Annotated in this window: 24 protein-coding genes; all 24 read left to right on the top strand. The window is 41.3% G+C overall.

Translation table 11 applies throughout. The annotated features are described in order from the left end of the window. Nucleotides 1–113: 113 nt before the first annotated feature. Complete coding sequence (locus WMO28_RS16935) at nt 114–662, top strand: hypothetical protein (RefSeq protein WP_118514858.1); 549 nt, start codon at nt 114–116, stop codon at nt 660–662. After that, nucleotides 659–2,350, top strand: coding sequence for a terminase TerL endonuclease subunit (locus WMO28_RS16930; protein ID WP_349057724.1), 1,692 nt, complete (start codon nt 659–661; stop codon nt 2,348–2,350). Before WMO28_RS16935 ends, WMO28_RS16930 begins: the two co-directional genes overlap by 4 nt. A 122-nt stretch (nt 2,351–2,472) precedes the next feature. Beyond that, entirely contained in the window at nt 2,473–3,582 is a 1,110-nt protein-coding gene (locus WMO28_RS16925; RefSeq protein ID WP_274603115.1) for a phage portal protein, read from the top strand. After that, nucleotides 3,579–4,160, top strand: a complete 582-nt coding sequence (locus WMO28_RS16920; RefSeq protein WP_118514852.1) for an HK97 family phage prohead protease — start codon at nt 3,579–3,581, stop codon at nt 4,158–4,160. The genes WMO28_RS16925 and WMO28_RS16920 overlap by 4 nt, the downstream gene beginning before the upstream one ends. Then, complete coding sequence (locus WMO28_RS16915; RefSeq protein WP_349057723.1) at nt 4,157–5,374, top strand: phage major capsid protein; 1,218 nt, start codon at nt 4,157–4,159, stop codon at nt 5,372–5,374. The genes WMO28_RS16920 and WMO28_RS16915 overlap by 4 nt, the downstream gene beginning before the upstream one ends. Before the next feature lie 29 nt (nt 5,375–5,403). After that, the gene (locus WMO28_RS16910) at nt 5,404–5,700 is read left to right on the top strand and encodes a head-tail connector protein (protein ID WP_129975699.1); all 297 of its coding nucleotides are present in this window, start codon (nt 5,404–5,406) and stop codon (nt 5,698–5,700) included. Between the two features lie 9 nt (nt 5,701–5,709). Beyond that, a complete protein-coding gene (locus WMO28_RS16905) occupies nt 5,710–6,054 on the top strand; it encodes a phage head closure protein (protein ID WP_349057722.1) in 345 nt (114 codons plus the stop codon). Further along, complete coding sequence (locus WMO28_RS16900) at nt 6,038–6,529, top strand: HK97 gp10 family phage protein (protein WP_349057747.1); 492 nt, start codon at nt 6,038–6,040, stop codon at nt 6,527–6,529. Before WMO28_RS16905 ends, WMO28_RS16900 begins: the two co-directional genes overlap by 17 nt. Continuing rightward, nucleotides 6,519–6,953 carry a phage tail terminator family protein gene (locus WMO28_RS16895; RefSeq protein WP_349057721.1) on the top strand — a complete coding sequence of 145 codons (435 nt, stop codon included), beginning with the start codon at nt 6,519–6,521 and terminating at the stop codon, nt 6,951–6,953. The genes WMO28_RS16900 and WMO28_RS16895 overlap by 11 nt, the downstream gene beginning before the upstream one ends. After that, nucleotides 6,953–8,026, top strand: a complete 1,074-nt coding sequence (locus WMO28_RS16890) for a phage tail sheath subtilisin-like domain-containing protein (protein ID WP_349057720.1) — start codon at nt 6,953–6,955, stop codon at nt 8,024–8,026. The genes WMO28_RS16895 and WMO28_RS16890 overlap by 1 nt, the downstream gene beginning before the upstream one ends. A gap of 42 nt (nt 8,027–8,068) precedes the next feature. Next, nucleotides 8,069–8,470 carry a phage tail tube protein gene (locus WMO28_RS16885; RefSeq protein ID WP_349057746.1) on the top strand — a complete coding sequence of 134 codons (402 nt, stop codon included), beginning with the start codon at nt 8,069–8,071 and terminating at the stop codon, nt 8,468–8,470. 15 nt (nt 8,471–8,485) lie between these two features. Continuing rightward, nucleotides 8,486–8,884: a phage tail assembly chaperone gene (locus tag WMO28_RS16880; protein WP_118514836.1), complete on the top strand. Its 399-nt coding sequence runs from the start codon at nt 8,486–8,488 to the stop codon at nt 8,882–8,884. 297 nt (nt 8,885–9,181) lie between these two features. Then, complete coding sequence (locus tag WMO28_RS16875) at nt 9,182–11,212, top strand: phage tail tape measure protein (RefSeq protein WP_349057719.1); 2,031 nt, start codon at nt 9,182–9,184, stop codon at nt 11,210–11,212. 9 nt (nt 11,213–11,221) lie between these two features. Further along, complete coding sequence (locus WMO28_RS16870; RefSeq protein ID WP_349057718.1) at nt 11,222–11,929, top strand: LysM peptidoglycan-binding domain-containing protein; 708 nt, start codon at nt 11,222–11,224, stop codon at nt 11,927–11,929. Beyond that, on the top strand, nt 11,926–13,824 hold the full coding sequence (locus WMO28_RS16865; RefSeq protein WP_349057717.1) for a CHAP domain-containing protein: 1,899 nt from the start codon (nt 11,926–11,928) through the stop codon (nt 13,822–13,824). The genes WMO28_RS16870 and WMO28_RS16865 overlap by 4 nt, the downstream gene beginning before the upstream one ends. Further along, on the top strand, nt 13,821–14,087 hold the full coding sequence (locus WMO28_RS16860; protein ID WP_118514826.1) for a hypothetical protein: 267 nt from the start codon (nt 13,821–13,823) through the stop codon (nt 14,085–14,087). Before WMO28_RS16865 ends, WMO28_RS16860 begins: the two co-directional genes overlap by 4 nt. After that, entirely contained in the window at nt 14,084–14,488 is a 405-nt protein-coding gene (locus WMO28_RS16855) for a DUF2634 domain-containing protein (protein WP_118514824.1), read from the top strand. Before WMO28_RS16860 ends, WMO28_RS16855 begins: the two co-directional genes overlap by 4 nt. Then, nucleotides 14,481–15,551, top strand: coding sequence for a baseplate J/gp47 family protein (locus tag WMO28_RS16850; RefSeq protein WP_349057716.1), 1,071 nt, complete (start codon nt 14,481–14,483; stop codon nt 15,549–15,551). The genes WMO28_RS16855 and WMO28_RS16850 overlap by 8 nt, the downstream gene beginning before the upstream one ends. Continuing rightward, the gene (locus WMO28_RS16845) at nt 15,536–16,069 is read left to right on the top strand and encodes a putative phage tail protein (protein WP_349057715.1); all 534 of its coding nucleotides are present in this window, start codon (nt 15,536–15,538) and stop codon (nt 16,067–16,069) included. The genes WMO28_RS16850 and WMO28_RS16845 overlap by 16 nt, the downstream gene beginning before the upstream one ends. Beyond that, nucleotides 16,066–18,405, top strand: a complete 2,340-nt coding sequence (locus WMO28_RS16840; RefSeq protein ID WP_349057714.1) for a hypothetical protein — start codon at nt 16,066–16,068, stop codon at nt 18,403–18,405. The genes WMO28_RS16845 and WMO28_RS16840 overlap by 4 nt, the downstream gene beginning before the upstream one ends. A gap of 90 nt (nt 18,406–18,495) precedes the next feature. Further along, a complete protein-coding gene (locus WMO28_RS16835) occupies nt 18,496–18,891 on the top strand; it encodes a hypothetical protein (protein WP_349057713.1) in 396 nt (131 codons plus the stop codon). A gap of 41 nt (nt 18,892–18,932) precedes the next feature. Continuing rightward, on the top strand, nt 18,933–19,166 hold the full coding sequence (locus WMO28_RS16830; protein WP_129975729.1) for a hypothetical protein: 234 nt from the start codon (nt 18,933–18,935) through the stop codon (nt 19,164–19,166). Nucleotides 19,167–19,320: 154 nt separating this feature from the next. Continuing rightward, complete coding sequence (locus tag WMO28_RS16825) at nt 19,321–19,794, top strand: phage holin family protein (RefSeq protein ID WP_349057712.1); 474 nt, start codon at nt 19,321–19,323, stop codon at nt 19,792–19,794. A gap of 35 nt (nt 19,795–19,829) precedes the next feature. After that, on the top strand, nt 19,830–21,238 hold a 1,409-nt coding region (locus WMO28_RS17200; RefSeq protein ID WP_435376783.1), incomplete at its 3' end, for an N-acetylmuramoyl-L-alanine amidase.

Raw genomic sequence — 21,238 nt, 5'->3', positions numbered from 1 at the left:
CCCCCGCCTAAAAAAATCTGAAAATTTTGACTTTTTTACGACCACATATGCTCACAGATTTATAATAAATTCCCACATCAGCATTTTTATTTTTGACGGAAGGAGGGAGCGCAATGCCAACAGCATCAAAATCGGCAGATATTATTCGGATGGAAGGAAAATCACACCGAACCAAGAAAGAGCTCCGGCAGCGCGAACAGGCAGAAAAGGCTCTGCTTACAGGGATTCCGCTGAAAGAGCGACAGGAAGTAAAAGACAATGAGATTGCACATAAAGAATTTCTTCGACTGAAAAAGCTTCTTGAAAAGATCAATAAATTCGATGATATGTATGGAGCTGTGATAAACAGATACTGCATTTTATATGCAGAAACGAAGGAATTTGAGGAAAAAAGAGACCAGTTTTATAAACAGTTATGTGAGTTTCAGAATGAAAAAGACGATATGCTTATCAACAGAGAACTGACGCGGAAAGAATATTATGGCATTGAAGCTTCCATGCAGAAAAGTCTGGTATCTATGGACCGGCAGATCCAGGCAAAAAGAAGGATGCTGGCCGAGATTGAGAAGGAAAATGTTATGACAATCGCGGCATCCCTTAGATCTGTTCCAAAGAAACCGGAAAAGAAAACCAATCCACTGAAAGAAGCGTTGGGCGGATGAAAGAAGGAAAAGCATACAAATATGCCGTATGGTGTTCCACGGAGCAGGAAGGAAAAGTCCCGGAATATGTTAAAAAACAGGCAGAAAGCTGGTTACATATTGCGGATGGGAATGATGAGGACGCTTATGTAGATGAACAGGAGTATGAAAAAATATGCAAATTACTAAAATTAATGGTCCACCCGGATCTTAGATGCAGTATTTATGATGGCCTGGAGGATTATGCGTGGTTTATGATCGTAGCCGGGCTATGCACATATTGCCGGAATTCAGAACAAAGAAGCCGGTTTTATGTAACGATTCTTCTTGAAATTGCACGAAAAAATTTTAAAACATTCAATTCGGCAGTGATATTTATCCTGCTGATGCTTACAGAACCGGATTTTTCCCGGTTCTTTTCTGTTGCGCCGGATCTGCAGTTATCATCGGAACTGAAAAATGCTATCCGAAAAATTATAAAAGTTTCGCCAGCATTATACGATGAGGATGAACCTGCATTTAAGGTTTTGAGGAGTCAGATCATATGCCTGCTTAACGAAAATGAGTATACGCCACTTGCATATAGCCAGGATGGAATGGATGGAAAACTGGCAAATGCGTATCTGGCAGATGAAGCAGGAGCATTGGATGATTATCCGGTAGAAGCAATGAGATCTTCACAGATTACCTTGTTTAATAAACTTGGAATTATAATCAGTACACAGTATCCCAACGATAATAACGTGATGATCGATGAAATTGACATTGCGAAAAAGACTTTGGACGGTCTGCTGGATGATCGGCGATATTTTGCTTTGCTTTACGAACCAGATGATGATCTGAAGCAGGGAGAAGCCTGGCAGACTGATGATCGTGCGATTTATCAGAGCAATCCGGTTGCAGTATCCCATCAATATATTTTTGATGAGATAAAAAAGAAACGTACTTTAGCAGTCCTTTATGAGAATAAAAGAGAAAATTATCTTTGCAAGCATAACAATATTCTCTATAAGGGACTTGGTGTGGAAGGTTATATAGATATTCAGAAAGTGAAACTGTGCAGGATCCAACCAGATCCACAGTGGTGGAATGGCCGTCAGGTATGGGTTGGAGTAGATCTTTCCCAGACGGATGATAATACTGCGGTGGCGATGGTGACAGAAGATAACGGATATATTTACGCTAGGGTAATGGGATTTATTCCAAAAGAGAAAATTAACATAAAAACCCAGAAAGAACATGTGAATTATCAGAGAATGATCAGTAAAGGGGAGTGTATTGCATGTGGTGAGGAAGTAATTGATTACAGTGTAGTGGAAAATTATGTGATACATCTGCTGGAAGAAGAATACGGAGTAATTGTGGAACAGGTTGGATATGACCGCTACAATGCAATTTCAAGTGTCCAGAAAATGGAAGCAGAAGGGCTGGAGTGTGTGGAAATCAAACAGCATAGTTCCGTCCTGCATCAGCCAACAAAATGGTTGAAAGAGCTGATCCTGCAGCAGGTATTCCGGTATGAGGAAAACCGGCTTCTGGAAATTAACTTTCAGAATGCAAGATGTACAGAAGACACAAACTTAAACAAATATGTCAACAAAAAGAAATCCACAGGTAAGGTAGATGAGGTAGTTGCATTGATTAATGCGATGTATCTCTTACAGCAATATTTATTAAATGGCGACAATTTTGTTGCACAAACAGCATAGGAGGGATATCAAGGGAAATTTGGAAACGGAAAAAACGTGCGGATCCGGATCTGGAACCGGAAGTAGATGCCGCTATTTTAAGAGCCTGGTTATCAGGAGAAAGTATTGGAAGGGAAGGAGCAATGAATATTCCGTCCCTGGCCGGATGCCTGAATAAGATCGCAGGGACAATGGCAGCAGTTCCAATAAAGCTGTATAAACGGGAAGATGACAGGATCACAGAAGTGACGGATGACAGGCGAACGATATTACTGAATTCTGAAACAGGGGATACGCTGGATGCTTATCAGATGAAACGGGCCGTTGTTCTGGATTATTTTCTTGGGAGAGGCGGTTATATTTACATAGATAAAGTCAGGAACGAAGTACGTTCTCTCAGGTATGTGGCAGAAAAAAACATAAGTTTTAACCAGAATCCGGATGTGATATTTAAAGATTATGACATTTTAGTACAGGGAAACACGTACAGGCCATATCAGTTTGTACGCCTTCTGAGAAATACGGAGGATGGGGCACAGGGGAAAAGCCTTATTGAAGAAAACAAGCAGCTTCTTAGTGTGGCGTATAACTCCATGAAATTTGAGGAAACCCTTGTTGCAACAGGCGGTAATAAGAAGGGCTTTATTAAGTCTCCGAGAAGACTGTCGCAGCAGGCAATCAATTCTTTGAAAGAAGCATGGAGAAATCTTTATTCAAACAATACAGAGAGTGTGGTGATCCTGAATGAAGGCCTTGATTTTCAGGAAGCGTCCAATACATCTGTAGAAATGCAGCTGAATGAAAATAAAAAGACGAATGGGGATGAGATCTGTAAAGTAATTGGGATCCCTCCATCGCTTTTAAGTGGCAATGCCGGAGAACAGGATGAAAAAAATTTCATTAAATATGAGCTTTCAAACCTGCTGGCAGAGTTTCGGACTGCATTAAACCGGGCAATGCTGCTGGAATCTGAAAAACAGATGTATTTTTTTGATTTTGATATTTCAGAACTGATCAAAGGTGATATTGACAAGCGGTATAACGCATACAGTGTCGGAATTGAAAAAGGATTTCTTCAGACAGATGAGGTCCGAAAAAAAGAAAATATGCCACCTCTTGGTATGAAATTTATCAAACTGGGGCTCCAGGACGGATTGTATGATCCGGAAAGCAATAAAGTGATTGTACTTAACACCAGTAAAACATTAGATTTGACAAAAATAAAAGAAGGGGGCGATGACCCAGGAGAATAGAGATCAGAGAGCAGTCGGTTACGATTGATGGCTATGTAAATGCTGTTGCCAGAGACAGCAGACCGATCCGGGACAGAAGCGGGGAACAGTTTATTGAGCAGATTGTTCCGGGAGCATTTGAGAGAGCCATTTCACGCGCAGATGAAATAAAGATCCTGTTGAATCATGATTACAGCAGGGAACTTGGAAGTACCAAAACAAATCTGCAGCTGTTTGAAGACAATATCGGGCTTCGTGCAATTGCAGAAATTACAGACGCGGAAGTGATCGAAAAAGCAAAAAAAGGAGAACTGAGAGGCTGGTCCTTTGGATTTATAGAAAGGGCCGCAAAAGAGGAAGATACCGATTCCGGACTGAAACGCAGATTTGTTGAGGATATGGATCTGAAAGAAGTATCCATTATTGATAACAGGAAAATTCCCTGTTATGCAAGCACTTCCATCGAGATGCGCGCAGACGGGAATGAAGTACTGGAGGTAAGAACTCTGGAAACAAAAGTAATCTCAAGTGAACAGAAAGAAAAAGTGGATTATTCGAAATATGAAGCTACCATCAGAAGATTAGGGGGAAAATCATGAAAAGTCATAGAGGAAGAATTACAAATAAAAAGGCATTCCGAGTAGCTGCCAGACGATACCTGCAGGTAAGGGCAGAGGAATTAAAGAACCTGGAGGAAAAAAGAGCTGCCCTTGTAGAAGAAATGGAAGGGATTTTAAATAAGGCCCAGGAAGAAGAACGTGCCTTTGAAGAATCAGAGCAGGCCCGTTTTGATGAAATTGAGAAAGAAATCAATGCCATTGACAAGACGATCGAAGCAAAAGAAAGAGCCAGAAATCTGGGAAATCCCGGAGGAAAGAAAAAAGAAGACGGGGAAAACGATGATCTGACCGTTGAGGAACGGGCATTTGTGGATTATGTGAGAGGAACACTTACAAACGAAAGAGCTGTGAACCTTACTTATGCGGACAATGGTGCAGTGATTCCGTCTTCTATTGTCAATAAAATCATTGAAAAGGTAGTAGAAATCTGCCCAATCTACAGTATGGCTGACCGGTATAACATTGGTGGAACAATCAATATCCCATATTATGACGAAGAAACCAGTTCCATTAAAATGGCTTATGCGGATGAGTTTACAGAACTTACCAGTACATCTGGAACATTCAAGAGTATTTCGCTTGGTGGATTCCTTGCAGGAGCACTGACGCTGATTTCAAAGAAACTGATCAATAACAGTAATTTTGATGTACTGAATAAGATTATCCAGTATATGGCGAAAGCGATTTCTGTATTTATTGAACATGAGTGTCTGATCGGAACAACCGGAAAAGCTGAAGGACTTACGAAAGTTACACGGGGTATTACAGCAGCGGCAGCAGATAAAGTTAAAGCTGACGAGTTGATCGATGTACAGGAGTCCATTCCGGATACTTATCAGAGCGGTGCTGTATGGATCATGAATAAAGCCACCAGAACCGCAATCCGAAAGTTAAAAGATAGTGATGGCAATTATCTTTTGAACAGGGATGTATCAGCACGGTGGGGATATACGCTTCTTGGAAAAGATGTGTATTGTTCCGATGCAATGCCAAAGATGGCAGCAAAAGCTACAGCAGTATATTATGGAGACTTTTCCGGATTAGCGGTAAAAGTGGCAGAGGACGCAAATATCGAAGTTCTGAGAGAGAAATATGCAACGCAGCATGCAGTAGGCGTAGTTGCATGGATGGAAATTGATACAAAAGTGGAGGATTCCCAGAAAATCGCAAAATTGACAATGGCATCCGCTTAAAGTTGCGCCGGCGCAAAAGGAGAGGAAATATGAAGATCAGTGAAATAACTGCTGCAGATATATGGCGGCATATCAGGGAATCTCCGGAAGATATGGAGACAGAAGACAATACGGAGATTCTGGTTATGAAAAAAGCCGCCGTAGAATTTTGTAAAGGATATACGGGGCTGACTGAGGAGCAGCTGGATGAGCATGAGGACATTACGATTGCCGTCCTTATGCTCATTGCGGATATGTATGATAACCGCCAGCTGCAGGTTGATAAAAATGTTATGAATAAAACAGCAGAAACTATTCTGGGAATGTACTGTATCAATTTTCTGTGAGGTGGCGAAATGATTTATACAGGAAAATTAAACCGGCGGCTCACTTTCCAACGCCTTGAAGCCAAAGAAGACGAGATGGGACAGGATAAGTCATCCTGGCAGGATTATAAGACCGTCTGGGGGAGCGTAAAACCATACAAATCTTCGGAATATAACTTTATGGGAAAGCTTAAACCAGAGGTATCTCACAGGATATATGTGCGGTTCCGGAATGATATTACTGCAGATATGAGGATCAAATATCACGGCAGGATCTTTACAATAGAAGGTCCGCCGTTGGATATTGATGAAAGACATGAACTTCTTGAGATACAGTGCAAGGAGGTTTTTGAAGGCAATGGATATCAAATTTGAGTTGACTGGAAGTGGAGAACTTGCAAAGGCCATGGAACAGGCGTCGAAGCAGTTTCCAGCTTCTGTAGAAAAAATTCTAAAAAAGGAATCGGAAAGAATTTCCAAGGACCTTGGAACAAGAGTAAACACAGAAGCAAAAGGGCATCATTCAAAAAGCAGGCGTTCAAAGAAAGAGCCAGTTAAATTAGGAAAAAGTTTTCAACAGGGAAAAGTAATTCACTCCGGAAGTAATTATACGGTAGCTGTTACAACAAAGGCACCGCATTATCATCTTTATGAAGAGGGCCACGATATGGTTACTCATAACCGAAAAAACCGCAGGGGAAGAGGAATACCAGGAACTGGAAAAAAAGTTGGTGTTGTAAAAGGAAAGAAAACGGTTGGAAAGTATATGTCGCAGCGTTCAGAATATTCCGAAGCAATCGGCCAGGAGCTTCTAAATTCAATACTGGAGGATGCAGGATTTGACTCTTAAAGATATTAAGCAGGCTGTAAATCTCAAATTAAAAGAAGCCTATCCCGGTACAAAAATATACGGACCAGACACAATAGAGGGTTATACCAGACCTTCTTTTTTTGTTTATGTGACACAGACGTTTTCAGAAAGAACAAAAAATGCGGTTCACAAAAACGTTGAGATCGAAATTGACCTTATCCAGAAACGGCCTGATGAACTTGCGGCAATGGAATTCTTTGAAAAAATGGAATTTATTTTTGGCTATAAACTTGAGGTTGGCAGCAGGAAACTGAATACCGATAACATAAACTGTATGTTTGAAGGTGAAAACAACAATATCCCTGTAGTGACATTTGAAGTGGAATTCTGGGATGAGGTGAAAAGGGAGGATAACAGTGAAATTATGAAAAACATGGAAATGAGACAGGAGGTAGGAAACTGATGGGTTTACCAGCAATGAACATCACATTCGTGGCGCGGGCGCAGAATTCGGTAAAAAGGCTGGACCACGGATCTGTTGGAATGGTGCTCAAAGATGCAAAGGTTCCAAGTGGGAATCCGGTAACAATTTTTTCAAGTGAAGATATCCCGGAGGAGCTGGGGACAGATAATAAAAACCAGATTGCCCTGGCACTCCGTGGAAATGACACGGCACCGCAAAAAGTTGTGGTATATGTTCTTGCTACTGCAGAGACAGATTACAGTAAAGCCTTCAAATATTTTGAGCGGAAGAAAGTAGACTGGATGTGTTTCCCAAGTGCAAAAAAAGATTCCCAGACACAGAAGATCACAGACTGGGTGAAAGCTCAGAGGGAAGCTCGTAACAGAGTGAAAGCTGTGTTACCGGAAACAGAAGCAGATACAGAGGGAATTGTAAATTATGCAACGAAGATAGTAACTGCAGATGGAAAGAGCTATACAGCAGAAACGTTCTGTTCTAGGATTGCCGGTCTGATCGCAGGAACAGGAAGTGATCAGTCCGTGACCTTTGCTGTTCTGGATGATGTGACAGCCTGCGAAAATCTGAATCGTAAAGCGGTAGAGACAGCCATTGATGAAGGAAAGCTTGTTCTGTTTGATGACGGAGAAAAAATCAAGGTTGGAAGGGGTGTGACATCGTTAACCACTTTAACCGGAAAGCAGAGCCCATGGAAAAAAATCCGTGTTGTAGAGACTATGGACATGCTCAACGACGATATTGTTGAGCTGGTCGAGGATAACTACATCGGAAAATATCAGAATACATACAGCAATAAGTGTCTTCTGTTATCTGCGATCAAAACCTACATGGACGAAATCCTTGTAAATGGCCTGATCGAAGATTACAGCATTAAGTTTGACGTGGAGAAAATTCGAAAATATGTGATCGAAAATGAAAAGATCAAAAAAGAAGATGCAGAAGCCATGTCAGATGAGGAAATGCAGAAACAGTATACTGATGAAAAAGTATATTTCAAAGCAACTGTGACAATTTCAGATGTTATGGAAGACATCTATCTGAATATCACGGCATAAGAGGAGGGATTAACGAGGAAAGGTTATACACCAGACAGGGTTATTAATGGAACGTTTGGAGAGTTGTGGATTGATGCTGATTATATGGCAGAAACCACTGCACTTCAGGCAAAAATGAAATTTGATACCGCAGAAGTGACACAGGCAAGGAACTTAAAAAAGGGGTATAAAGTAACGGGAATCAGCGGATCAGGAACTGTAAAACTTAATAAAGTGACATCATACTGGCTGAAAAGAGCAGCACAGGCGATCAAGAAAGGAAAAGCAATCAGAGGCACGATCATCTCCAATCTGGATGACCCGGAAGCCTTTGGCGGCGAACGTGTACGGCTTAAGGATTGTATTTTTACAGAAATCCCAATTGCAGACTGGGAAGCCGGAAAGCTGGGCGAAGAGTCCATTCCGTTTAATTTTTCGGATTTTGATGTATTGGATGCTATTTGACAGGAGGTAAAGAACATGAATTTGATTGAAAAGCTGATCAGAGTTGATAAAGAGACAGTAGAGAAAAAGGAAACAAAGAAGATCCGATCTGCAAGGCTGACAAAGCTTCTGGGAGAGGAAACAGAGATCACGATTCAGGAAGTTTCGGGTCGGAAGCACAATGATATCATGCAGATGATGTTTGATGAGAAAGGAAAAAGAAATATTTCAGCAGCTTACGACACAAACCTGATGTTCTGTGTGAATGGAATTGTTGAACCGGATTTAAAAGATCCGGCTTTGCTGGAGCATTTTAATGCTGCGACTCCAAAAGATCTTGCCGCAATTCTGTTTCAGGCAGAAGCCGGAACCATTGCAGATGAGATTATTGCTTTATCCGGGCTTAAGACTGAGGAGAAGGAAATAAAAAACTGATCAGGACGGACAGGGAAGCAAGCATTGCTTACGCACTGTTCCGTTTGAAAAAGTGGAAAATTTCGGATTATTACAATATGGGTGCGGGTGAACGGATGATCACCCGTGCTTTTTTGATGCAGGAGATCGAAGACATAAAAGAGGAGGCGAGGGAACAGGGCAAATAAAACAGTAGCAGCGGTAGTAAAGCTGATCGATGAATTTTCAGATCCATCACGGACAGTAGCAAGACAGTCAAAAAATCTGGAAAAAAGAATTGGCAATCTTGGAAGTGTATTTGAAAATGCAGGGCAGTTTTTGGAAGGAGCCGGAGAAAGCCTTACAAAATCGGTTTCTGTGCCAATGGCAGCGGCTGGAACAGCTGCAATAAAGTTCGCTTCTGAATCACAGGATGCTTACAAGCAGTTTGCGGCCGCAACTGGGACAGCAACTGAAAACCTGGACAAGTACCAGGACATGATCAACAACGTCTACAAAGATAACTTTGGAGAATCCATAGGAGATGTGGCGGATGCAATGGCAAAAGTTGACCAGAACATGTCCTATCTGGATGATTCTGCACTGCAGAGGTGTACGGAGTACGCTTATACGCTGGCAGATACCTTTGATGTTGATATCGGGGAAAGCACCAGGGCAGCAGACAGCCTGATCAAGAATTTCGGCGTTTCCGCAAGAGAAGCATTCAACCTTATGGCACAGGGGGCTCAGAATGGCCTGGATTTTTCAGGAGAATTGTTTGATAACGTTGATGAATATTCCGTACAGTTCCAAAAGCTTGGCCTGGATGCGGAGGACATGTTTTCGATTTTCGCAAATGGAGCGGAAAATGGAGCATTCAACCTGGATAAGATCGGTGATGCGGTAAAAGAATTTTCCATCCGCGCGATCGATGGATCAGATACAACAAAACAGGGATTTGAAGCCATCAGCATGAATGCCGACAAGATGGCAAAAAGATTTGCGGCCGGAGGCCAGGATGCGAAAGCGGCCTTTAACGAGGTAATCCAGGGACTGGCCGGAATGGATGATCCGGTTGCCCAGAGTGCGGCAGGGGTTAATCTTTTTGGAAATATGTGGGAAGATTTAGGTCCGCAGGTTATTACAACGCTTTCAACAACCAATGGAGCTATCGACAAAACAAAGGAGACGATGGAGGAGCTGGTCAACACCAGGTATGATACACTCACAGGAGCACTGGGAGGTTTGTGGAGAACGATCCAGGTTGATGTTCTGCAGCCTGTGGGAACCATGCTGATCCCGTATGTGGAGCAGGGAATTACTGTGATTGATTCCCTGGTAGATCACTGGAACGAGCTGGATCCGGCTACACAGAAAACGATTGTAAAGTTTGCGGCCGTGGCTGCAGCAACCGGTCCGGTATTGCTAGGAGCCGGGAAGGTATCATCTGGAATTGGTGGAGTGATAAAAGACTCTGCAAAATTGAGTGGAGCAATTGAACGACTTACGGATGGAAAAACTGGTTTTAAAGCTCTTGGAGTAATTATGAAAGGGCCGGTTGGAATTGGCATAGCAGCTGTGGCAGCAGGAGCGTTTCTAATCTATAAAAACTGGGACAGAATCAGTCCTCTGCTTGGAAAAACAGCTGCACGGTTTGAATCGTTCTGGAATACCGTACAGCCACAGCTTCAGCCGTTTTTAGGACTGTGTACAGAAATAGGCTCTTATCTGGAGAGTGGATTTATAAAAGCTGTACAATTTGTATTCTCAGAAGGATCGGATGTGATTGTAATATTCTTTGAAGGTGCAAGCCAGTATATAGACGGTTTTCTTGGCGTTCTTGAGGGAGTTACAACATTTATGAATGGAGTGTTCACTGGAAACTGGGAAAAAGCATGGAAAGGCTTAAGGGATATTGTTTCCAATTCTTTCGGAATGCTGGAAGCCCTTGTAAAAACCCCGATGAATGCAGTCATTTCCATTGTAAATGGTGCGATCAGCAGGATTAATTCTATCCATTTCACGGTTCCGGATTGGGTACTTGGAATTGGTGGTAAAAGCTGGAAAGGGCTTAACATTCCGCAGATTCCAGCTCTGTCAAAAGGAACCGATAACTGGCAGGGCGGTATTGTACAGATCAGTGAGAAGGGCGGAGAGATCGTTGACCTGCCAAGAGGTACAAGGGTATATCCACATGATGAATCTGTCCGAATGGCACGTTCCGAGAACAAAGGTACAGTAATTACCATAGCGAAACTGGCAGACAGCATTATCGTTCGTGAAGAAGCAGACATTGACCGGATCGCGGAAAGAATTGTAAAGAAAATAAAAGAAACCAATGATAATCTTCCGCAGACAGCGGTAGCATAGGAGGCGTAAATGAGTAGTAAGATGGAAATATGGCTGAAATGCGGAAAAGATTCCATACAGCTTCCGATACTGCCAGCATCCTATAACGTTACAAGGGATGCCGGACATGAAACCGTGAACGTCCAGAACCTTGGAGATGTCACGATCCTTGGAAAAAGAGGGCTCAGTTCCATAGAACTGGAGTCCTTTTTTCCAAATAAGGATTATTCATTTGCAGCATATAAGAAAAAGCAGAGTCCATGGGAATATGTGAAGAAAATACTTTCCTGGCAAGAAAAAACGCTCCGTCTGGTTGCTACCAAAACAAAGATCAATATGCAAGTGGTGATCAGCTCCTTCTCATATGGGGAGGAAGATGGAACTGGAGATATCAAATATAAGCTGTCTTTGATGGAATACCGGACACCTAAGTACACAAAACCAAAAAAGAAAAAGACATCAAAGACTGCAGCTTCCACAACGAAAAAGAATATAAAGCAGGGAACGAAACGGGAAACGTCCAAAACGAAAGCAAAGGTACATGTTGTTTCCGGAAACGATACCCTGTGGAGTATTTCCAAGAAATATTATGGAACCGGATCATATGCGAACAAAATCTACGAAGCAAACAAGACCATTATCGAGCGGACTGCAGTAAAACATGGATTCCGCAGCAGTGCCAATAAGGGTGTAAACGGATGGTGGATCTTTGACGGAGAAAGGCTTGTGATACCATGAAACTAAAGTGGAAAGAGAATGATATAACCAAATACGTCACAAGCGTTACCTGGTCCGGAAGTGCACGACAGGCAGCCCGGACCGTTGCGTTTTCTGTAGCATACAGTCCGAATGATAAAAGTGTAGAGACACTGGACATCAAGCTTGGAGATAAGATCGTATTTTATCCGGATAGCAATCAGAAAGTGCATTTTGTCGGGGCAGTTACGGAAAGAAACAGGAGTTCAGATGCCGGGGAGCTGCAGTATACGGCAAAGGATCATATGATCCATCTGCTAAGATCCAACGGGACATACCGGTTCCGGAACAAAACGCCGGAAAAGATTACGGAAATGGTATGTAAGGATATCGGTATAAATGTCAGAAACCTTGCAAAGACTGGACTGGTGTTAAATAAGATGTTTTTCCAGGAAAGGCCATATTATGAAATTATTATGGCTGCATACACAAAAGTGTACAGGAAGAATAAAAAGCCGTACATTGCCCAGATGAATGGGGATACCCTGGAAGTGATCGAAAAGGGGAAGACGATCCCGGGATTTCACATTAAGCAGGGTGAACGGATCCTTGAATCGTCTTACAGCGAGAATACAGATGATATGGTAAACCGGGTGTATGTATATAATTCCTCAAATAAGAAGATCGGGATCCTTACCAATACACGTTGGGCGAATATGTATGGAATATTCCAGAGCGCGATCACTGTGGATTCCGGTAATGGCAAGCAGGAAGCAATGAACGAGCTGAAAGGAATCAGTAAAAATGCAAGCCTGACATCAACAGGGGATTACCGGTGTGTTTCCGGTCTTGGGGTGATCATAGAAGATTCCAGGACAGGACTGAAAGGGAGATTTTGGATTGAGAGTGATTCCCATGAATGGAAAAATGGATCCTATACGATGAAGCTTGATCTGGAATTTAAGAATATCATGGACACGCAGGAAGAGGATGAAGAACAGACATCCTCAAGCTTGTCTGGTTTATCAGAGAGTTCTGCTTTGGAAGATGTTCTGAACCAGGCAAGATCCTGGATCGGGATTGGAGAAAATCCGCCTGGAAGCAATCATAACGAGATTACGGTTTTGTATGGAATGGATGCTGCCTGGTGCTGCATGTTTATCTGGGCCTGTTTCAATAAGAGTGGACATGCAGATCTGTTCATGGGAGGAGCAAAAGAAGCTTATTGTTTTAATGTCCGGGATTACTACCAGGCTCGCGGAAAATGGGGCAGTACCCCGAAAAAAGGAGCTTTAGTAATTTATGGTGGTCAGGGACATATTGGAATTGTTGAAAGTGTCAATAGTGCTGGTGGATACACAAGCATTGAAGGCAACTATGGCGATGATGTGAAAAGAAGAGATTCCCATCAGAATGTCCTTGGATTTTGTTACATAGATTATCCGGTTACAAAATCGGCCGAAGGAAGCGATGAGGTGATAAGCGGAACAACCGTAGCGGTTCCGGGATTTGTAGCACAGACAGGGATCATAAAAGACTACACAAACTATACCTATTTCTTTGGAAGATGGAACAGTGGCAGCACCCAGAAGATAATCGCAGATCTGTGGGGAAATAATGGAAAGCAAGGGAAGAATGGTATTGCAACCATCAATGGCTATTACCTGATAGCTCTCCGTCCGGTGTTTGGTTCCGCAGGTGATGTTGTAAGCGTGGTTCTGGAAGACGGAGCACGCTTCAATGCGATCATAGCAGATGAAAAAGGTGATGATGCCGGAAACCAATGGGGCCATGTGTATTCCGGTGCTGTGTCGATCGTGGAGTTTGAAAGCCTGGGAAATTCCGAGACAAATAATGGAGCGCAGCTTAATATCGGGCAATGGGCCGGAAAGAAAGTGACGGCGATCATTAACGGAGGGAGGTACAGCGGACTATGACTCCTTATGAAGAGTTAATTGAGCAGATGAGAAAGGCGGGACGTTTTTACAACCCTCAGGTGCCGGAATTTGGCATAATGGGTCATGACGGGAGAGTAAAAATAGGATCGGGAATAATAAATAAAAGTGACTATTCAGTAAGCAGCAACCTGGCTGTTAAAGATGGTATTAATCATCTGGAAGAAGGGGATAAAGTCTTATTGATGAAGATGAATGATACTGAGGAATTTGTACTGATTGCAAAGGTGGTGGACCCGGTATGATGTTTCCGTTTGCAGATACGGAATCCGATGATATTACGGAAGAGGAATACGTTCCGAAAGAGTATGGAATTGATTTCAAAACAGGACAGTTGTCCGGGAAGATCGTGGAGGGCGTAGATGCCCTCATGGTATGGTGCTGGATCGCATTACATACGCCAAGGTACAGATATTATATATATTCAGATGAATATGGACAGGAGTTTGAGGACCTGATCGGAAAACAGTATTCCGAAGGATATACAAATTCAGAGTTGGAAAGAATGACGGAGGAGTGTTTATGTGTAAATCCGTATATAGAAGGGATCACAGATTTTGAATGTGTGAAAAAAGATGAAAAGATCATGCTGTCATTCAGACTTATAACAACGCTGGGAGAACAGGAGGCGGAGATCTATGTTTGAGGATATGACTTTTGAAAATATCATGGAAGCCATGATGGAGGAAATGCCGGACGATATCGATACATCAGAGGGAAGCCTTCTGTATAATGCCTGTGCGAAACAGGCGGTTCAGCTGGAAGAAACATATATGTTTATGGCCGGGATAGAAAAGAACATGTTTGCAGATACGGCAGATCTGGAGCACCTTATCCGGATTGGAAATGATATCGGATGTTTCATAAATGAAGCTACCTATGCAGAATTTGAAGCTCAGTTCAATTGTGCAGTTCCGATCGGCAGCAGATGGAATTGCGATGAGTACAACTATACAGTGTTCAATGTGATTGATGAAAACAAGCATATATACAGGCTCGGATGTGATACATCTGGAAGCGGCCCGAATACCCTTTTATCTGATCTGGACCCGATAACTTTTGTGGAAGGGTTTGAGTGGGGAAAGATACTGAAATGCAGGCTGCAGGGAAAAGACCAGGAGGATACCGAACTGTATCGGTCAAGAGTGCTGAACAGCTACAATTATCGAGGTTTTGCCGGAAACAGGGAGTATTACAAAGGTAGGATCAATGAAATGCCTGGTGTAAAGGCCTGTAAGTTGGAAAGAGTTTCAAAACCAGATGATCAGATCAAGGTAATGATTGCAGGAGATTCTTTCCGGACTCCTGATGAGGACGTTGTGAAAGAAGTGCAGAATACCGTTGATCCGGTGGTGACAAGCGGAGAAGGCGATGGAATTGCTCCAATCGGACACAGGGTAAAAGTGGTTGGTGCAGAGGAAGAGACCGTAAATATCAATACAGAAATTACATTTGAATCCGGATACGCCTATGAAGACATTAAGGAATATATCAATCAGGCCGTTGAAGAGTATTTCCTTGAAGTAAGGGAAAAATGGGAGAAGAATGATAATCTGGTTGTAAGGATTCTGCAGGTTGAGAGAGCAATCGTGGATGTGACAGGGGTAGAGGATGTTGCAGGAACAACCCTGAACGGAGCCGCCAAAAACTATACAGTTGGGAAAAACAAGCTTCCTGTGAAGGGGGAACTGACATGCACGTCAAAGTAAACTATCCGGATGCCGTGATGCAGATCAGGGAAATCAAGTGTTCTGTTAAAGCTGGGGATATTATTGGAGAAAAACTGGAGAATCATATCCAGGAACTGGATGATAATATCACGGTAAAAGAATCCAGGAAAAGTGGAATTGAAAGAAGAGAGCGGATATTAAATATCCAGCCTTCAAGTAGCAGTGATTTGGAAACACGAAAAATTGCCGTGATTGCAAGATGGTGTATTCCAACTATGTATACGGAAAGGATTCTTCAGAAAAGATTGCAGAGTATGCTTGGGGATGGATACAACCTGGAAGTGAACATACAGCAGAAAACAGTATCCGTTACTTTGCAGTTAAAACATTATAAGAACAGAAAAATAATCTGGGAAATGCTGGAAGGAATCGTACCGCTGGACCAGATTATAGACGTTATCATTATTTATAATACATACCGTGCATACAAGCCTTTTACCTATAAAGAACTTAAGGTAAAAACATACGATCAGCTTCGAACGGAGGTAATACAGTGAAGAAAACAAAGAATTACGCAATGCCTTATCCGGAACAGGATGATTATTTCAATGTTGAAGATTTTCAGGATATGATGGTTTCCGTTGACGATCTCATGAAGAAATTATCAGATTCAGGAGCTCAGATAAGTAGCGATGCTGAACATTTATATAATCAGACAAAAGCCCAGATGGACAATATCCAGAAAAGAATGAATGCTTTTACTGCATTAAGAGATGGTTCAACAACCGGAGATGCAGAGCTGAAGGATATACGTGTTGCCTATGATGGAAAAGAATATGGAAACGCCGGAGAAGCGGTAAGGGAACAGGCTTCGGATATGCATAAAGCTCTCTTTGGTGCAGGTGCTTCCATCTGGTCAAAGGCGAAATCAGAATCCACGAAATATGTTGCGGAAACAAAAGGAATTTGTATTTTAAATGAACGCTTTACGGCAGCAGGTGTGGTAACAAAAATAAGCAGAGGAACCTTTGCCGAGAATGAAAGTACATTAAATTTGGACAGAGAATGTTCGGCTTATATTGTAGAATTCGAAAAAAATCCAGGAACTGTATACATGCCCAGTGCTGAGACCATAAAAATAGTAAGCACAACGAAAATAATATTTGAAGCAAACGGCAACGCACGCTGCTGGATCCCCGTAGAAAAAGGTCAATACCTTGCCGTAGACAGCACCGCCACTGCATACACAAGCGAAAGCAACCATGTGCCCTACATGCTCTATGATCAGGCGAACAAAACCCTGGAATGCCGGGGCTTTGGCTCTGCCGGAAGCATAGAACCCGTAGCTCCATATTCCCTCGCTCTGGAATATAAACTCGAATATGATATGGACGACACAGGTTTGGTGAAGCAGATTGATGCAAATAGAGAGACTGCTGCTTCGCTAAAGGAAGATATAGGTGAAATTTCTAAAAAGCAAGGGTATCTAAGCAGTTATGTCACGGACAGTACTATAAAAATTGATAATGAAATTTATGATGTCACGACTATTATAGATGAACTGTTAAAAAAGGATGTAAAAAAAATAGTAGTAGATGTTGATTGCTATGTTCAGAAATCAATTATTCCGAATAATGGAATAGAAATAGTCGGAAATGGTAAAAGCGTTATTTATTTTGAATCTGGAGATGGATTTAATTTTTCGGAGGGTAGCGACAACGCATCCATACATGATTTAATAATAAAGGGATATAACATACAAGATGATGTAAAGGTTAAAGATAACTGGCTCATCAACATATCAAGTGATTTACATAATGTCAAATTGTACAACTTGGATATAGAGAGCGGTTATAACGGTATAAAGATAAATGGATGGATAAATAATTATCAAAATATAATTGCTAGTTATTTTAAAGGAATTGGCGTTTATATTGGAAGAAGTGACAACACTTTTAACACTTTTTATATAAACGGTTGCCAAAAAGAGGGTTTATATATTTCATCCAGTAATAACAGAATTGATAATATAAAGATATTATCATGCGGGAAAAATTCTGATTCTTCTTGTTTTTTTAAAGGTAATAGGAATACTATATCGAATGTAGAGATTCAAGATATATATAACAAATGTGCGATATTCGAGGATTTTAATAACAATATATTAAACATTAACTTAGATGGGATAAGAACACACATTACGGACGACGCACCAATCGTACTTGCTGAATTTGTAAATTGTAGCAGAAATGTTATTAATTTAATTTCATCAAAGTATGGTCCTAGCGTTAATGACTCGTCTAAGGACGATATCATAAGTTTAAATAGCAATTGTAATACCAATTCATTGATATTATCATCATTGAAAGTCGCATTGCAGGATGGTGGAGCGAAAAATAACATAACGGTGTTAAAAAACGATATTGTTAGTTACAATATTGATAAAATTTTGACTCTGGAAGAAACATACAGTGTAAAAAAACCGACAGCAATTACTTATGTTGAGTGCACTAATATATCTAATGAATATAGCGATGCTATGTACGCTTTTAAAAATAATGGAGATGTTGATTACAGCGGGCCTAGGTTCACGTTAAAAGAAAAACAGAAACTTTTTTGTGTGGTGGTCTTATCTTCAAACACCGCCTATACTGAGCAAACACAAGCAACTCTTATGTTAACTGATCAACAAGACAATCTAAATCGTACTAAAAGTATCGGAAATCTTGAAAATAACCAAGTTCTTACTTTAATAGGGGCTGATGATGCATCACTTTCGCCATGGGCTGTATTAAATAGCGCGATGAGTTCAAGCACGATAACAAAAATTAAGTATATAGGTTTTTTTGATTTTAAAAATTATTCTGCCATAATGTCTGATATTATTAATTAACTAAAGAGGGCGATAGTTAATTAGTAACGATTGAATAGTGATTAAAAATCTGTTATAATTTTTGTAATATTTATGAAGAGAGATGTACTAATGAATAATGATGAAATACAAAAAATCATATATGCTGTTTCAAAAGAACTTGAGATCAATTATGACAAGAATAAAACCGAACATTATGGATTATCAGATAGAGCATTGGTTCCTTTTGCTACAATTAAAAGCACAAGTAGAGTAGTTAGAAGTGAAGGAACAGATGAAGATAACGATATAATGATATGCTATAATGAAAATGGTTGGTTTATATATGATATTACAGTTCAAGTTGGTGCCGGAGTGCAGAAAGTAATAGAAGAAAATATTACTCCAATATCCCCAAAAGATGTTTTCGAAAAATATAAGGAATTAAATTTATTCGAAAAAATGAATTTCATAAATACAGCCTATGAAATTTTAAACTTTTCCTCGAGCAAAATGTATTTATTTTGAGTAAAATGATAGATTATTCAGTGATATGAAAGGAGTATATAATGAGCAAAGAAGCAGAGTTAATTCTAAAGGCGTTTATTAATGAGGCACATGGTGAAATTGTTGATTTTATGGAGGTTACACCAAAATTACTGAATATGTCAGAAAATGTGTTTTATGCAGCATTGAAAGAGCTTGAAGATACCGGGTGTGTAAAAAATATTTTGTGGGGAAATGATGGAGAATGTTTGTATGATGACATCAAAATAGAAACAGATAATTTTAAAATGAAATAAATTTATATTCAAAAATGTCAATTACCGTTTGGGTGATTGACATTTTTTAGAAAGACAGGTGAAACATAAGAATTAAAGCAGAGCCGGGAGGCTCTTATTTTTATACTAAATTTTAAGAATTGCGCCGGCGCAACACCGGAGAAAGGAAAAAACAATGAAAGAAAATTACATTAAAGCATTTTTTACAGCAATCTTTGCACTGATCAGTTCCATCCTTGGCGTATTGACCGTACCGGTACTCCTTATGGTAGCCTGCAACGTCCTTGACTATGCCACCGGCCTTATGGCATCCACATACAGATCTGAGGACATCAACTCATATAAAAGCATCCGTGGAATTATGAAAAAGGTGTGTATGTGGCTGCTGGTAATCGTAGGAGCGATCATTGACCAGCTTCTTTTATATGCGTCCCAGACTGCAGGTATCACATTACCATTTACATTCCTGGTAGCCTGTATTGTTGCAATCTGGATCATCTGCAACGAGATCATCAGTATCCTGGAAAATATCAAAGACATGGGAGTGACAATCCCGGCATTCCTGATTCCACTTGTAACACATGTGAGGTCCCAGGTAGAAGATAAAGTCAATATCGATACAGAAAAAGAGGATTCAGAGGGCGAGTGATCGTCCTCTTTTCTTATCAGTAAAGGAGAAACAACATGCTAAAAATCATGGGTAAATCCCAGGCAAGTATTGAACAGATGAGAACCTATATTAAGGTGGTTAATCCGCAGGTACCGGATTCCGTAGTAAAGATGATTCCTTTATACATTGCCGAAGGAACAGTCGAAGGAGTTCGCGGTGATATTGCTTTTGCCCAGTCCTGCTTGGAAACCGGAGACTTCACCTTTTCTAATTCTGCGGTGACATTCAATCAGAACAATTTTTGTGGCCTTGGTGTAACCAAAACGGGCATGAAAGGCAACAGTTTTAAGACACCAGCGGAAGGAATTCGGGCGCAGATCCAGCATCTGCAGGCTTATGCCTCTACAGACAAGCTGCAGAATCGTTGTGTAGATCCGCGTTACACATATGTCAACAGGGGCTGTGCGGAATATGTCGAGCATCTCGGCACGCATGAAAACCCGAAGGGCCAGGGCTGGGCATCCGGACAGAACTACGGCCAGAAGATCATCAACATTCTGAACAGCATATTATCAATTAAGACAGAGAAGGAGAATGATATTATGAATATCAATACAAGTTTTATCAGCAATAACAACAGCTATGCAGGTCAGACACCGGTGTATATTGTTATTCACAACACAGATAACTATGCAAAGGGAGCAAATGCAAAAGCACACGCAAAGGCTCAGCATGATGGAAATTTTAAAGGCTATTCCGCGCATGTATTCGTTGATAATACAGAAGCATACCAGGCACTTCCGTATGATCGTGGCGCGTGGCATGTAGGAGTTAATTACGGCGGCCGTTTGTTTGGGACAGTCAACAACAGAAATGCGGTAGGAATCGAGATGTGCGTCCAGGAGGGCTACAATTACGAGAAAGCATTCCAGAATACAGTCCAGGTATGCAAACAGATCATGAAACAGCTGGGAATCCCGTCAGACAGAGTTGTACAGCATTATGATGTATGCGCCAAGAACTGCCCGTCAGCAATCCGGGCCAAGGGTGACTGGAATCGTTTCAAGCAGCTGATCGGAGCCAAGACCACCACGGCAACAGTAGATAAATACTACCGCACAAGAAAATCCTGGGCTGACAGTAAGAGCCAGATCGGAGCATATAAAAGTCTTGAAAATGCAAAGAAAGAATGGAAAGAAGGCTACACCATCTACGACTGGAACGGAAAAGCGGTGTATCCGGTGGAAAAGACAAGTGCAATAACACTGACAAAAGAAATTAAGGTTCAGCTTCCGGTTATTAAAAAAGGCAGCTCCGGAGCAGCAGTATCTTCCCTGCAGGCCGTGCTTGGTGTTGAAGTAGACGGTTCTTTCGGAAACGATACAGAAACATCTTTGAAAGTATTCCAGAAAAACGTTGCTATTACTGCAGATGGCTCATGCGGAACAGACACCTGGACAAAGGTGTTTGAGCACATGAAGGC

It is taken from the genome of Blautia aquisgranensis (genome assembly GCF_040096615.1).
Classification (GTDB): domain Bacteria; phylum Bacillota; class Clostridia; order Lachnospirales; family Lachnospiraceae; genus Blautia_A; species Blautia_A aquisgranensis.
Note: the sequence above shows the minus strand (reverse complement) of the source record. Positions and strands in the feature narration are given on the sequence as shown.

Bases quoted from the DNA above. Each gene is read 5' to 3' on its own strand.
- WMO28_RS16850 (WP_349057716.1), top strand. From the start codon at position 14,481: ATGTTTGAGGATATGACTTTTGAAAATATCATGGAAGCCATGATGGAG.
- WMO28_RS16860 (WP_118514826.1), top strand. From the start codon at position 13,821: ATGACTCCTTATGAAGAGTTAATTGAGCAGATGAGAAAGGCGGGACGT.
- WMO28_RS16880 (WP_118514836.1), top strand. From the start codon at position 8,486: ATGAATTTGATTGAAAAGCTGATCAGAGTTGATAAAGAGACAGTAGAG.
- WMO28_RS16925 (WP_274603115.1), top strand. From the start codon at position 2,473: ATGAATATTCCGTCCCTGGCCGGATGCCTGAATAAGATCGCAGGGACA.
- WMO28_RS16935 (WP_118514858.1), top strand. From the start codon at position 114: ATGCCAACAGCATCAAAATCGGCAGATATTATTCGGATGGAAGGAAAA.
- WMO28_RS16905 (WP_349057722.1), top strand. From the start codon at position 5,710: ATGATTTATACAGGAAAATTAAACCGGCGGCTCACTTTCCAACGCCTT.
- WMO28_RS16845 (WP_349057715.1), top strand. From the start codon at position 15,536: ATGCACGTCAAAGTAAACTATCCGGATGCCGTGATGCAGATCAGGGAA.
- WMO28_RS16825 (WP_349057712.1), top strand. From the start codon at position 19,321: ATGAAAGAAAATTACATTAAAGCATTTTTTACAGCAATCTTTGCACTG.
- WMO28_RS16855 (WP_118514824.1), top strand. From the start codon at position 14,084: ATGATGTTTCCGTTTGCAGATACGGAATCCGATGATATTACGGAAGAG.
- WMO28_RS16830 (WP_129975729.1), top strand. From the start codon at position 18,933: ATGAGCAAAGAAGCAGAGTTAATTCTAAAGGCGTTTATTAATGAGGCA.
- WMO28_RS16910 (WP_129975699.1), top strand. From the start codon at position 5,404: ATGAAGATCAGTGAAATAACTGCTGCAGATATATGGCGGCATATCAGG.
- WMO28_RS16915 (WP_349057723.1), top strand. From the start codon at position 4,157: ATGAAAAGTCATAGAGGAAGAATTACAAATAAAAAGGCATTCCGAGTA.
- WMO28_RS16900 (WP_349057747.1), top strand. From the start codon at position 6,038: ATGGATATCAAATTTGAGTTGACTGGAAGTGGAGAACTTGCAAAGGCC.
- WMO28_RS16930 (WP_349057724.1), top strand. From the start codon at position 659: ATGAAAGAAGGAAAAGCATACAAATATGCCGTATGGTGTTCCACGGAG.
- WMO28_RS16865 (WP_349057717.1), top strand. From the start codon at position 11,926: ATGAAACTAAAGTGGAAAGAGAATGATATAACCAAATACGTCACAAGC.
- WMO28_RS16870 (WP_349057718.1), top strand. From the start codon at position 11,222: ATGAGTAGTAAGATGGAAATATGGCTGAAATGCGGAAAAGATTCCATA.
- WMO28_RS16835 (WP_349057713.1), top strand. From the start codon at position 18,496: ATGAATAATGATGAAATACAAAAAATCATATATGCTGTTTCAAAAGAA.
- WMO28_RS16890 (WP_349057720.1), top strand. From the start codon at position 6,953: ATGGGTTTACCAGCAATGAACATCACATTCGTGGCGCGGGCGCAGAAT.